At 70.6% G+C, this 12,946-nt stretch carries 9 protein-coding genes and 1 tRNA gene; 6 read left to right on the top strand and 4 right to left on the bottom strand.

The annotated features are described in order from the left end of the window. Window positions 1–38 precede the first annotated feature (38 nt). Entirely contained in the window at window positions 39–1,451 is a 1,413-nt protein-coding gene (gene glnA, locus DT057_RS16095; RefSeq protein ID WP_128563119.1) for a type I glutamate--ammonia ligase, read from the bottom strand. Between the two features lie 111 nt (window positions 1,452–1,562). Continuing rightward, window positions 1,563–1,901: a P-II family nitrogen regulator gene (locus DT057_RS16090; protein ID WP_128563118.1), complete on the bottom strand. Its 339-nt coding sequence runs from the start codon at window positions 1,899–1,901 to the stop codon at window positions 1,563–1,565. A 204-nt stretch (window positions 1,902–2,105) separates the two neighbouring features. On the opposite strand from DT057_RS16090, the gene DT057_RS16085 reads away from it, so the two are divergent. Next, window positions 2,106–3,623 carry an NAD(P)H-hydrate dehydratase gene (locus tag DT057_RS16085; protein ID WP_128563117.1) on the top strand — a complete coding sequence of 506 codons (1,518 nt, stop codon included), beginning with the start codon at window positions 2,106–2,108 and terminating at the stop codon, window positions 3,621–3,623. Window positions 3,624–3,694: 71 nt separating this feature from the next. Here the strand turns inward: DT057_RS16085 and DT057_RS16080 are convergent, their stop codons facing one another. Further along, complete coding sequence (locus DT057_RS16080) at window positions 3,695–5,140, bottom strand: multicopper oxidase family protein (RefSeq protein WP_128563116.1); 1,446 nt, start codon at window positions 5,138–5,140, stop codon at window positions 3,695–3,697. A gap of 194 nt (window positions 5,141–5,334) precedes the next feature. Between DT057_RS16080 and DT057_RS16075 the strand changes: the two genes are divergently transcribed. The 5 genes from DT057_RS16075 (at window position 5,335) to lon (ending at window position 12,064) form a co-directional block, all read left to right on the top strand. After that, a tRNA-Leu gene (locus DT057_RS16075) sits at window positions 5,335–5,420 on the top strand. A 155-nt stretch (window positions 5,421–5,575) separates the two neighbouring features. Beyond that, window positions 5,576–6,982, top strand: coding sequence for a trigger factor (gene tig, locus DT057_RS16070; RefSeq protein ID WP_128563152.1), 1,407 nt, complete (start codon window positions 5,576–5,578; stop codon window positions 6,980–6,982). 116 nt (window positions 6,983–7,098) lie between these two features. Beyond that, window positions 7,099–7,725: an ATP-dependent Clp protease proteolytic subunit gene (locus DT057_RS16065; RefSeq protein WP_128563115.1), complete on the top strand. Its 627-nt coding sequence runs from the start codon at window positions 7,099–7,101 to the stop codon at window positions 7,723–7,725. Window positions 7,726–7,978: 253 nt separating this feature from the next. After that, a complete protein-coding gene (gene clpX, locus DT057_RS16060; protein WP_128563114.1) occupies window positions 7,979–9,250 on the top strand; it encodes an ATP-dependent Clp protease ATP-binding subunit ClpX in 1,272 nt (423 codons plus the stop codon). A 387-nt stretch (window positions 9,251–9,637) separates the two neighbouring features. Beyond that, window positions 9,638–12,064 carry an endopeptidase La gene (lon, locus tag DT057_RS16055; protein WP_128563113.1) on the top strand — a complete coding sequence of 809 codons (2,427 nt, stop codon included), beginning with the start codon at window positions 9,638–9,640 and terminating at the stop codon, window positions 12,062–12,064. 129 nt (window positions 12,065–12,193) lie between these two features. Here lon and DT057_RS16050 read toward each other — a convergent pair whose 3' ends face one another. After that, on the bottom strand, window positions 12,194–12,601 hold the full coding sequence (locus tag DT057_RS16050) for a Ros/MucR family transcriptional regulator (RefSeq protein WP_128563112.1): 408 nt from the start codon (window positions 12,599–12,601) through the stop codon (window positions 12,194–12,196). Window positions 12,602–12,946 lie beyond the last annotated feature (345 nt).

Raw genomic sequence — 12,946 nt, 5'->3', positions numbered from 1 at the left:
CCCCGATCCGGTCTCCGGGAGCGGGGCGGGTCCGCGGATCAGAGCGAGTAGTAGTGCACGAACTCGATCGGGTGCGGCGTCATCTCGTAGCGCATCACCTCGGTCATCTTCAGCTCGATGAACGAGTCGATGAAGTCGTCGTTGAACACGCCGCCGGCCTTGAGGAACTCCCGGTCCGCATCGAGGCTGCTGAGCGCTTCGCGCAGCGAGCCGCAGACCGTCGGGATCTCCTTCAGCTCCGCCGGGGGCAGGTCGTAGAGGTCCTTGTCCATCGCCGCGCCGGGATCGATCTTGTTGGTGATCCCGTCGAGGCCCGCCATCAGCATGGCCGCGAAGGCGAGGTAGGGATTCGCCATCGGGTCGGGGAAGCGGACCTCGACGCGCTTGGCCTTCGGCGAGGTCGTCCACGGGATGCGGCACGAGGCCGAGCGGTTGCGGGCCGAGTAGGCCAGCAGCACCGGCGCCTCGTAACCCGGCACCAGGCGCTTGTAGGAATTGGTCGACGGGTTGGTGAAGGCGTTGAGCGCCTTGGCGTGCTTGATGATGCCGCCGATGTAGTACAGGCACTCCTGGGACAGGTCGGCGTACTTGTTGCCGGCGAAAACCGGCTTGCCGTCCTTCCAGATCGACTGGTGTACGTGCATGCCCGAGCCGTTGTCGCCGTAGACCGGCTTCGGCATGAAGGTGGCCGTCTTGCCGTAGCTCTGGGCGACGTTGTGGATGCAGTACTTGTAGATCTGCATCTGGTCGGCCATCAGCGTCAGCGTGTCGAACTTCATGCCGAGTTCGTGCTGCGCGCTCGCCACCTCGTGGTGGTGCTTCTCGACCTTGACGCCCATGGATTGCATGGCCGCCAGCATCTCGCCGCGCATGTCCTGGGCCGAGTCCTGCGGCGGGACCGGGAAGTAGCCACCCTTGATCTGGACGCGGTGGCCGAGGTTGCCGCCCTCGTACTCGGTCTGGCCGTTGATCGGCAGTTCCACCGAGTCGAGCTTGAAGCCGGTGTTGTACGGATCGGCCGAGAACCGGACGTCGTCGAACACGAAGAACTCGGCCTCGGGGCCGACGAAGATGGTGTCGCCGACGCCGCTCGCCTTCACGAAGGCCTCGGCCTTCTTGGCGATGCCGCGCGGGTCGCGGCCGTAGGGCTCGCCCGTGGCGGGCTCGAGCACGTCGCAGACGATGGACATCGTGGAGGCGGAGAAGAACGGGTCCATGCAGGCCGTCGCCGGATCCGGCATCAGCAGCATGTCCGACTCGTTGATCGCCTTCCAGCCGGCGATCGAGGAGCCGTCGAACATCGTGCCTTCGGCGAAGATGTCCTCGTCGACCAGCGACACGTCGAAGGTGACGTGCTGCCACTTGCCCCGCGGATCGGTGAAGCGGAAATCAACGTACTTGACGTCGTTGTCCTTGATTTCCTTGAGGACTTCCGTCGCGGTCTTAGCCATTCTCGATGGATCCCTTCCTAGCGCGGCCGTCAGGCCGTCAAAAAGCCGCGGTCCCTGCGACGGGCCGCGGTGTTCGTTTTGAAAGCCTCGCAGGTCTCGTGCGGACCCAGATCAGATCGCGTCCGAGCCGGTCTCGCCCGTGCGGATGCGGATCGCTTCCTCGATCGAGGAGACAAAAATCTTCCCGTCGCCGATCCGGCCGGTCTGGGCCGACTTGCGGATCGCGTCCACGGCGCCGTCGACGAGATTGTCGGGCAGCACGATCTCGAGCTTCACCTTGGGCAGGAAGTCCACCACGTACTCGGCCCCGCGGTAGAGCTCGGTGTGGCCCTTCTGCCGGCCGAAGCCCTTGGCCTCGATCACCGTGATGCCCTGGAGGCCGACCTCCTGCAGGGCCTCCTTCACCTCGTCGAGCTTGAAGGGCTTGATGATCGCTTCGATCTTCTTCATGCCGGGCGGGCCTGGTCTGCAACGGTTCCGGCGGCATTCCTAGCATCGTGCCGCGCCGACCGCCACGGGGATTTCCCGGCCAGCGGACTGGATATGCTTATGAATTAGGCAATTGCTGCGCGTTTGTTGCGCATGTGCCGCTCTCAATCCAGGACTCGCGACCGCGATGAGCGGCGAACGAGCACGGCCACCGGGGTTCGCACGATGAACGAGACAGAGCTGCTCACGACCGGGCAGATGCGCCGGGCCGACGCCGCCGCGATCGCCGCCGGCACGGACGGCCTGACCCTGATGCGGCGTGCGGGCGAGGCCGTGGCGGCCCGGGCCCGCGCGCGCCTGGCGGAGGGGAGGTCCGCGGCGGAGGGCGCGCGCGTGCTGGTCCTGTGCGGGCCGGGCAACAACGGCGGCGACGGCTTCGTGGCCGCGCGCGCGCTCGCGGCGGCGGGCCTTTCCGTCGAGGTGGCGCTCCTCGGGGCCCGCGACCGCCTGCGGGGCGATGCGGCCGCCGCCGCGGCGGCCTGGACCGGCCCCGTCGCCGACGCCGCCTCGGCCGACCCCGCCGGCTTCGCCCTCGTGATCGACGCCCTCCTGGGCGCGGGCCTCGCCCGGCCGGTCGAGGGCGCGGCGGCGGCCCTGATCGGGCGCCTCAACGCCTCCGGCGTGCCGGTGCTCGCGGTCGACGTGCCGTCGGGCCTCGACGGCGACGACGGCGCGGTGCGGGGCGTCGCCGTGCGGGCCGCCGAGACCGTGACCTTCGTGCGGCGCAAGGTCGGGCACCGGCTCCTGCCCGGCCGCGGCCTGTGCGGCCCGGTCACGGTGGCGGATATCGGCATCCCGGACGCGATCGTGGCGGCGCTCGGCGTCGCCACCCACGACAACGGCCCGGCGCTCTGGCGCGGCCGGTTCCCGCGCCTCACCGACGAGAGCCACAAGTACACCCGCGGCCACGCCGTGGTGCTGTCGGGCCCCGCCACCCGCACCGGCGCGGCGCGGCTCGCCGCCCGCGGCGCCCTGCGGATCGGCGCCGGCCTCGTCACGGTGTTCTCCCCGACGCCCGCCCTGGCCGAGAACGCCGCCCACCTGACCGCCGTCATGCTCCGGCCCTGCGACGACGCGGACGACCTCGACGACCTCCTGGTGGACGAGCGCCTCAACGCCATCGTGGCCGGGCCCGGCCTCGGCACCGGGCAGCCGACCCGCGACCTCGTGCGGGTCGCCGCCGAGGCCGGGCGCGGGCTCGTCCTCGACGCCGACGCCCTCACGAGCTTCTCGGGCCGGGCCGGCGACCTCGCCGGCGCCCTGAGGGCGGGGCGGCCCGGCGCCGTGCTGACGCCCCACGCGGGCGAGTTCGCGCGCCTGCTCGGGGACGTCGCGGCGGTCCCGGAGGCCGGATCGAAGCTCGAGCGGGCGCGGGCGGCGGCGGCCTTCCTGGGGGCGGTCGTCGTCCTCAAGGGGGCCGACACCGTGATCGCCGCGCCCGACGGCCGGGCGGCCATCAACCACAACGGCACCCCCTGGCTCGGCACCGCCGGCAGCGGCGACGTGCTCTGCGGCGTCGTCGGCGGCCTGCTCGCCCAGGGCATGCCGCCCTTCGAGGCCGCCGCCGCCGCGGTCTGGCTCCACGCCGAGGCCGGCCGCCGTCACGGGCCCGGGCTGATCTCCGAGGACCTGCCGGAGGCGCTGCCGCGGGTGCTCGGGGACTGCCTCGCCGGCGGCCCGTGACGGTCCGCGGGCGGCCCGTGACGGGCCAAGGGCGGCCCCTGGAGCGCGGCCCCCGACGCCCGGCGGGCCCGTCAGGTCACCTCGAACCAGCCCCAGAGCCCGGTGTCGAAGCGCTCGAGCGCGGTGGCGCTGACGAGCCAGCGGCCGGGATTGTCGGCCAGGAACGCGATGCGGGCGGTGCGGCCCTCGAGGAGCTGGAAGGTGTCGAGCCAGTAGGGCTCCCAGCCGTCGTCGAGGGGATGGAGCAGGCGGAAGACGTGCCCGTGCAGGTGCAGGGATTGCGGGAAGGCGGTGCCGTTCATGAGCGCCAGCACCACCGCGGTGCCGCGCTTGACCGTGAACAGGGGCGGGTTGCCGGGGCTGCCGGCCGCGCCGTTGAGGGTCCAGATCCGGGTGGGATCGCCCGTGAAGGTCGGGGCGGCGTCCGGCTTCGCCTTGTCGAAGACGGCCCCGCCGGCGATCGCGACGTCGCGCCGGAAGGCGTTCTGGAGCTTGATCTCGGGCGGCAGCAGCGCGTTCTCGCCGATGGGCGCCACCGGGGGCCGCGCCGCCACGGGTCCGCCCCCTGGCACGATCCGCGCGAGGGGCATGCCCGGGCCGATCAGCGCCACGACGGCGCCCGCCGGGGCGCCCGCCTCCGGCACGTCGAGGAGCAGGTCGTAGCGCGTGCCCGGCGGGAACGGCAGGGTGGCGCGCAGGGGCTCGAAGGTGTCGGTCGGCTGGCCGTCGACGGCCGCCACCCAGGCCTTGAGGCCGTCGAAGCGGATGCGCGTCGCCCGCGCGTTGCAGGCGTTGGCGAGCCTCAGGCGCAGGCGGGTGCCCGGGGCGGCTTCGACGGTCTCCGGGGCCGGGCGGCCGTTGACCGAGAGCGTGTTGCCGAGCCGGCCGGAGCTCGCCGCGAAGGCGACCTGCCCGAAGGCCGCGAGGGTCCCGTCGGGCTCGAGCCGCCAGTCCTGGAGCAGGAGGGGCACCTCCCGGTCCACCACCGGGGCCTTGCGCTCCTCGACGACGAGCATCCCGCACAGGCCCCGCCCGGCGGGCTCGCTCGCGCCGCCGACCACCAGGGGCCGGATCAGCGAGGTGCCGGCATCCGGGGGCGTGAACTCGTACAGGAAGCTCGCGCCCGGGGCGACGGGGGCCTGGGTCACGCCGCCGACCCCGTCCATGGCGTTGCGGTTGCGCACGCCGTGCCAGTGGAGCGAGAGCGGCCGCTCGGTCCGGTTCTCCAGCCGCAGCCGCACGGGCTCGCCGAGGCGGACCCGCAGCACCGGCGGGCTCGCCGTGCCGTCGAAGGCCCAGACCGGCGTCTCCGGCGCCGGCTCGGGCCGCAGGCGCGCCGCCGCGGGCCCGGCCGTGAGGCCGCGGGGCTCGGGCTGGGCCGGGGCAGGGGGCGCCTGCCCGGGGGCGGGCCTTGCCGGCTCGGCCGTCTGGGCCCCGGCGCCGCGCGGCACGAGGAGCGACAGGGCGGCACCGCCCGCGAGGAGCGCGCGGCGCGAAGGCGGCAGGGTCGACGTCATGGCACCTCGCGAGGCCGGGATCTCTGCGTCCGCGCCCGCGGACGGAGGCGGATCCGCCCGCGGACCGGCCGCGGCGCCTTGTAGCCGGGGCGGCGCCCGCGGGCGAGCGGCCGGGCAAAATTCTTGCTGCGCGGGCAATCGACCATGTTATAGAGCCGCGCCCGAGCGCATCGGCGCCCGGGCTGTGCGCGTTCGCGGGCGTGGCGGAATTGGTAGACGCGCTGGATTTAGGTTCCAGTGACGATGAGTCGTGGGGGTTCGAGCCCCTCCGCCCGCACCAGCTCCGCCAGGCCGCACGACGGATTGGGTTCAAGCAGCTTTCGAGCCGGCCCGCTCCCCTGACGGCTCCCGTCGCACGGCGTCCCGACCGGGACGCCGCCCGGGACCGCAGCCGGGCCGGGCCCCACGGTCGAGACGATAGGCGGAATGACGACGATGCAGGTGATCGAGACAAAGTCCGAGGGGCTGAAGCGCGAGTTCCAGGTGGTCCTCCCCGCGACCGAACTCGAGAGCCGGCTCGCCACGGAGCTCGCCGGGATCAAGGACAAGGTGCAGCTCAAGGGGTTCCGGCCCGGCAAGGTGCCGGTCGCCCACCTGCGCAAGGTCTACGGCCGCTCGGTGATGGCCGACGTCGTCCAGAACGCCGTCAACGAGGCCAACCAGAAGATCGTCGAGGAGAACAAGCTCAAGCTCGCCCTCGAGCCCCGGGTCGAGATGCCCGAGGACAAGGCCGAGATCGAGAAGGCGCTCGACGCCAAGGCCGACCTCGCCTTCAAGGTCGCCCTCGAGGTGATGCCGAACTTCGACCTCGTCGATATCTCGGACCTGAGCCTGACGAAGCTCGTCGTCACCCCCTCGGACGAGGAGGTGGGCGAGACCATCACCCGCATGGCGACCGCCAACCGCGCCTTCACCGACCGGCCCGAGGGCACGGCGGCCGAGAGCGGCGACCGGCTGCGCATCAACTTCACGGGGCGCATCGGCGGCGAGCCCTTCGAGGGCGGCACCGGCGAGGACATCAACCTCGACCTCGGCTCGGGCAGCTTCATCCCGGGCTTCGAGGAGCAGCTCGTCGGCGCCCGGGCGGGCGACGAGCGCCGCGTCACGGTGACGTTCCCGGACTCCTACGGGGCCGAGCACCTCGCCGGCAAGGAGGCCGAGTTCGACGTCGTCGTGAAGGCCGTGCAGAGCCCCGGCGAGCTCGTGGTCGACGACGAGCTCGCCAAGACCTTCGGGATGGAATCGCTCGACGCTCTCAAGGACGCCGTGCGCTCCACCATGGGCCGAGAGTTCGAGGCGGCCTCGCGCCAGAAGCTCAAGAAGGGCCTCCTCGACGCCCTCGACGCCCGCTACTCCTTCGATCTGCCCCCGAGCCTCGTCCACCAGGAGTTCGCCGCCGTGTGGGCCCAGGTCGAGGAGGACCTCAAGCGCCGCGGCAAGACCTTCGCGGACGAGGGCACCACCGAGGAGGAGGCCACCGCCGAGTACCGCCGCATCGCCGAGCGCCGCGTGCGCCTCGGCCTGGTGCTTGCGCAGGCCGGGGAGAGCGCCGATATCAAGGTCTCGGACGACGAGGTGAATCAGGCCCTGATCGCCCGGGTCCGGCAGTTCCCGGGCCAGGAGCAGCAGGTCTGGGACTTCTACCGCAAGACCCCCCAGGCGCTGGCCGAGCTCCGGGCGCCGCTGTTCGAGGAGAAGGTGGTTGACCACGTCCTCGGGCAGGTCAAACTGGTCGAGGAGCCCGTCTCCCGGGAGACGCTGTTCGCCGACGAGGATGAGGACGAGGCGGGGACGAAGGCCCCCGCCGAGGCCGCGCCGGCGGGTGAGACCGCCGAGGCTTGATCCCGCTCCGTGGCCCTTGACGGGCGGCGGGTCGGGGCCGCGAGGTATCCGTCGATTCGCCGTCACCCCGGCCGCAGCGGCGCGGCCGGGTCCCGTGCAGCCAAGGGCCACTTGAGATGAGAGATCCCGTCGAGTTCTACAACAGCGCGCTCGTGCCCATGGTGGTCGAGCAGTCGAGCCGCGGCGAGCGCGCCTTCGATATCTACTCGCGCCTGCTGCGCGAGCGCATCATCTTCCTGACCGGCCCGGTCGAGGACTACTCCGCCTCGCTCATCGTGGCGCAGCTGCTGTTCCTCGAGGCCGAGAATCCGAAGAAGGAAATCTCCTTCTACATCAACTCGCCGGGCGGCGTGGTCACCTCCGGCCTGTCGATCTACGACACGATGCAGTTCATCCGCTGCCCGGTCGCGACGCTCTGCGTCGGCCAGGCCGCCTCGATGGGCTCGCTGCTGCTCGCCGCCGGCGAGGCCGGGCACCGCTTCGCCCTGCCCAACGCCCGGATCATGGTCCACCAGCCCTCCGGCGGCTTCCAGGGCCAGGCCACCGACATCCTGATCCACGCCCGCGAGATCGAGGCCCTGAAGCGGCGCCTGAACGAGATCTACGTGAAGCACACCGGGCGCGACTACGACGCCATCGAGCAGGGCCTGGAGCGCGACAACTTCATGACCGCGGACGCGGCCAAGGAGTGGGGCCTGATCGACGAGGTGCTCCAGAAGCGCGCGGAGGCGCCCACCCTCTGAGCGGCGCGGACGCGGCGGGCGATGCGCCGGCCCCGAGGCAGTCGGGGCCGGACAGCCCGCCATGCGGCCATTTGGCGGGAGAGTGTCGCATCCGTGGGATTGATCCTAGGATGGCTGCGTGTTTGCATCGTGATTCTGCGCCGGGGGCCCGGCGCGCGAAGGGCGGTGACTGTTTCTTTAGCCGGGCACCACTATCTAAAAGCGATACGGCTTCGCCCCCGGGGCGGGGCCGGTCGGGGACTTGGAGACCCATATGAGCAAGGCTGGCGGCAACGACTCGAAGAGCACGCTGTACTGCTCGTTCTGCGGCAAGAGCCAGCACGAGGTCCGCAAGCTGATCGCGGGCCCGACCGTCTTCATCTGCGATGAGTGCGTCGAGCTGTGCATGGACATCATTCGCGAGGAGTCGAAATCCTCGCTGGTGAAGTCGCGGGACGGCGTACCGACCCCGAAGGAGATTCGTCGGGTCCTGGACGACTACGTCATCGGGCAGGACTTCGCCAAGAAGGTCCTGTCGGTGGCGGTGCACAACCACTACAAGCGCCTGGCGCATGCGACCAAGCACAACGACGTCGAGCTGGCGAAGTCCAACATCCTGCTGATCGGCCCGACCGGGTCCGGCAAGACGCTGCTGGCCCAGACCCTGGCCCGCATCCTCGACGTCCCGTTCACGATGGCGGATGCCACCACGCTGACCGAGGCCGGCTACGTCGGCGAGGACGTGGAGAACATCATCCTCAAGCTGCTCCAGGCCTCCGACTACAACGTCGAGCGGGCGCAGCGCGGCATCGTCTACATCGACGAGATCGACAAGATCTCGCGCAAGTCCGACAACCCGTCGATCACCCGCGACGTCTCGGGCGAGGGCGTGCAGCAGGCCCTCCTCAAGATCATGGAGGGCACGGTCGCGAGCGTGCCGCCGCAGGGCGGGCGCAAGCACCCGCAGCAGGAGTTCCTGCAGGTCGACACGACCAACATCCTGTTCATCTGCGGCGGCGCCTTCGCGGGCCTGGAGCGGATCATCTCGGCCCGCGGCAAGGGCACGTCGATCGGCTTCGGGGCGAGCGTGCAGGCGCCCGACGACCGGCGCACGGGCGAGATCTTCCGCCACGTCGAGCCCGAGGACCTGCTGAAGTTCGGCCTCATCCCGGAATTCGTCGGCCGCCTGCCCGTGCTGGCGACCCTCGAGGACCTCGACGAGATCGCCCTGAAGCGCATCCTCCAGGAGCCCAAGAACGCCCTCGTCAAGCAGTACCAGCGCCTGTTCGAGATGGAGAACGTCGACCTGACGTTCCAGGAGGAGGCGCTCACCCTGGTCGCCCGCAAGGCCATCGAGCGCAAGACCGGCGCGCGCGGCCTGCGCTCGATCCTCGAGAGCATCCTGCTCGAGACGATGTACGACCTGCCGGGCCTCGAATCCGTCGAGCAGGTGGTCATCGGGCCCGAGGTCGTCGACGGCAAGGCGCGGCCCCTCTACATCCACGGGGACCGCAACAAGGATGCTCCCGCGAGCGTCAGCGCCTGATTGCCGCCCGGAGGCCGCCGCGAAAACGGCGACCTCCGGCGCGACGCTCGTCCCTCGTCGCCCGCGCGACGCCCCCGTCGCAGCGGGGCGCGCCGCCCGCGGGGCGGCGGCGAGGAGACGCGACGACATGGGCAGGCCCCCGCGCGGCATCCCCGCGACGATCTGCTCAGGATGCGGCCGGGGTGGCACGGCGCTTGAAAGCGACGGTTTCCGGAGCCACTTGAGACACAACGCGGCGGCCGCACGCTCACCTGAACGAGGTGCGGTGCCGCGACCCGGCCGCTCCCATTCGTTCTCCGACCCCCGCGGCCCGGTCGGCCCCCTCGTCCCTCCTGCTTCTCCGCGCAAGGGGAGGGACCTGGGTGTCACCAGCAAGGAAGTCATCAGATGACCCAGCCGAAATCGCGCCAGCCCGTCGTGCCCGGCTCCGCCGGAAACTACGCGGTCCTGCCCCTGCGCGACATCGTGGTCTTCCCGCACATGATCGTGCCGCTCTTCGTTGGGCGCGAGAAGTCGATCCGGGCCCTCGAGGAGGCCGTGCGCGCCGACCGCCACATCCTGCTCGCGACCCAGATCAACGCCACCGACGACGATCCGGCCACCGACGCGATCTACACCATCGGCACGCTGGCGAGCGTGCTCCAGCTCCTCAAGCTCCCGGACGGCACCGTGAAGGTGCTGGTCGAGGGCGGCGGCCGCGCCAAGATCCAGCAATTCACCCGCTCGGACGAGTACTACGCCGCCGACGCGGAGGCCCTGCCGAACGACCTTGGCGACCGCATCGAGGCCGAGGCCCTGGCGCGCTCGGTCGTGTCCGAGTTCGAGAACTACGTCAAGCTGAACAAGAAGATCTCGCCCGAGGTGGTCTCGGCGGTGATCCAGATCGACGAGCCCTCCAAGCTCGCCGACACGGTCGCGTCGCACCTTGCGGTCAAGATCTCCGACAAGCAGGCGATCCTCGAGATCCCGACGGTCGCCCAGCGCCTGGAGCGCGTGCTCTCGCTCATGGAGAGCGAGATCTCCGTCCTGCAGGTCGAGAAGCGCATCCGCACCCGCGTCAAGCGGCAGATGGAGAAGACCCAGCGCGAGTACTACCTGAATGAGCAGATGAAGGCCATTCAGAAGGAACTCGGCGACGAGGACGGCCGCGACGAACTGGCCGAGCTCGAGGACAAGATCGAGAAGACCAAGCTGACCAAGGAGGCGCGCGACAAGGCGCTGGCCGAGCTGAAGAAGCTGCGCCAGATGTCGCCGATGTCGGCCGAGGCCACGGTGGTGCGCAACTACCTCGACTGGATGCTCGGCATCCCGTGGGGCAAGCGCTCGAAGATCAAGAAGGACCTGCCGGGCGCGCAGGCCATGCTCGACTCCGACCATTTCGGTCTCGACAAGGTGAAGGAGCGGATCGTCGAGTACCTGGCGGTGCAGCAGCGCGCCAACAAGCTCACGGGCCCGATCCTCTGCCTCGTCGGCCCCCCCGGCGTCGGCAAGACCTCCCTCGGCAAGTCGATCGCCAAGGCCACGGGCCGCGAGTTCGTGCGCATGTCCCTCGGCGGCGTGCGCGACGAGGCCGAGATCCGCGGTCACCGGCGGACCTACATCGGCTCGATGCCCGGCAAGATCGTGCAGTCGATGCGCAAGGCCAAGACCTCGAACCCGCTCATCCTGCTCGACGAGATCGACAAGATGGGCATGGACTTCCGCGGCGATCCCTCCGCGGCGCTCCTCGAGGTGCTCGATCCCGAGCAGAACGCGACCTTCAACGACCACTACCTGGAGGTGGATTACGACCTCTCGCACGTGATGTTCGTGACGACGGCCAACACCCTCAACATCCCTCCGGCCCTGCTCGACCGGATGGAGGTGATCCGCATCGCCGGCTACACCGAGGAGGAGAAGGTCGAGATCGCCCGCAAGCACCTGATGCCGAGCGCGCTCAAGAAGCACGGCCTCGACGGGCGCGAGTGGTCGATCGCGGACGACGGCCTGATGCTGCTGATCCGCCGCTACACCCGCGAGGCGGGCGTGCGGAACCTGGAGCGCGAGATCTCGAACCTGATCCGCAAGGCGGTGAAGGAGATCCTGATCTCGAAGGTGAAGAGCGTGGCCGTCACGGCCGACAACCTCGACACCTTCCTGGGCCCGCCGAAGTTCCGCTACGGCGAGGTCGAGGCGGACGATCAGGTCGGCGTGGTCACGGGCCTGGCCTGGACCGAGGTCGGGGGCGAGCTGCTCACGATCGAGGGCGTCATGATGCCCGGCAAGGGCAAGATGACGGTCACCGGCAACCTTCGCGACGTGATGAAGGAGTCGATCTCCGCGGCGGCGTCCTACGTCCGGTCGCGGGCGGTGGATTTCGGCGTCGAGCCGCCGATGTTCGAGCGCCGGGACATCCACGTCCACGTTCCGGAGGGGGCGACCCCGAAGGACGGGCCCTCGGCGGGCATCGCCATGGCGAGCGCGATCGTCTCGGTCGTCACCGGCATCCCGGTGCGCCGCGACATCGCCATGACGGGCGAGGTGACCCTGCGCGGTCGCGTCCTGCCGATTGGCGGCCTCAAGGAGAAGCTCCTGGCGGCCCTGCGGGGCGGCATCAAGGTCGTGCTGATCCCTGAGGAGAACGCCAAGGACCTGGTCGACATTCCGGCCAGCGTGAAGAACGGGATGGAGATCATCCCGGTCTCGCGGATGGATCAGGTCCTCGAGCGCGCCCTCGTGCGGATGCCCGTGGCGATCGATTGGGACGAGACCCTGCCGACGACCGCGGCCCCGGCGCGGACGGACGACGAGGCCTCGGGGCTCGTGGCGCACTAGCCCCTCTGACCGCTCCCTGCCGGCCCTCGCGAGGGCCGGCGGGACCCGGGCTGCCGCGACGCACAACGAGAGAGGCCCCCGGGTTCCCATGCCCGGGGGCCTCTCTCGTTGCGGGCAGGGTCCGGGATCTCAGGCGCTGCGGCGCCGGCCGAGCCCGCTGCTCTTGGCGAGTTCGGAGCGCTGGGCCGCGTAGTTCGCCGCCACCATCGGGTAGTCGTGCGGCAGGCCCCATTTCTGGCGGTACTGCTCGGGGGTCAGCCCGCGGGTGGCGAGGTGGCGCTTGAGCGACTTGTACTGCCGGCCGTCCTCGAGGCTGATCAGGTAGTCCGGCGTCACCGTGCGCTTGATCGGCATCAGCGGCGTCGGCTTCTCCTGCTCGCCGGCCTCGTTCCCGAGGCCGAGGCGCGCCAGGGACGTGTGCACGGCGCTGATCAGGGCCGGCAGATCGGTCATCGGCACGGAGTTGTTCGAGACGTACGCCGACACGATGTCGGCTGCCCGCTCGATCAAGTCTGTTTCTTGCTCTTGGTCCAACATCTGGTCTCTCCGGTTCACAGAGTGGCAGCCCCATGCGATCCCGCGCCCGGCGCGTCAATAATCGTTTGCCCGAATGCGACAGTTTTACACGAGGGGCACGACCCTTTTCGCACCCGTTACGATGCGGCCTGCGCCCCGGCCCGGCGAGGTCGTCCCATGCGTCTTGGTAATACAGGCCTTGCGCGCCCGTCCAGGGTGCGGCATCGGGCGCCGTCGGTGCGGCCGGGCCGTGCGCGACGCGCCGTCTCCGGTCGCAGCGCCCGTTTGCCCCGTGCCGGATGCCGGCTGACGCCCCGATGAGGCCGAGCGGGGACGGGCCTTCACCCGTCCGTCACGGAATCGTCG

It is taken from the genome of Methylobacterium crusticola (assembly GCF_003574465.1).
Classification (GTDB): domain Bacteria; phylum Pseudomonadota; class Alphaproteobacteria; order Rhizobiales; family Beijerinckiaceae; genus Methylobacterium; species Methylobacterium crusticola.
This window is presented reverse-complemented; position numbering and strand designations above follow the sequence as displayed.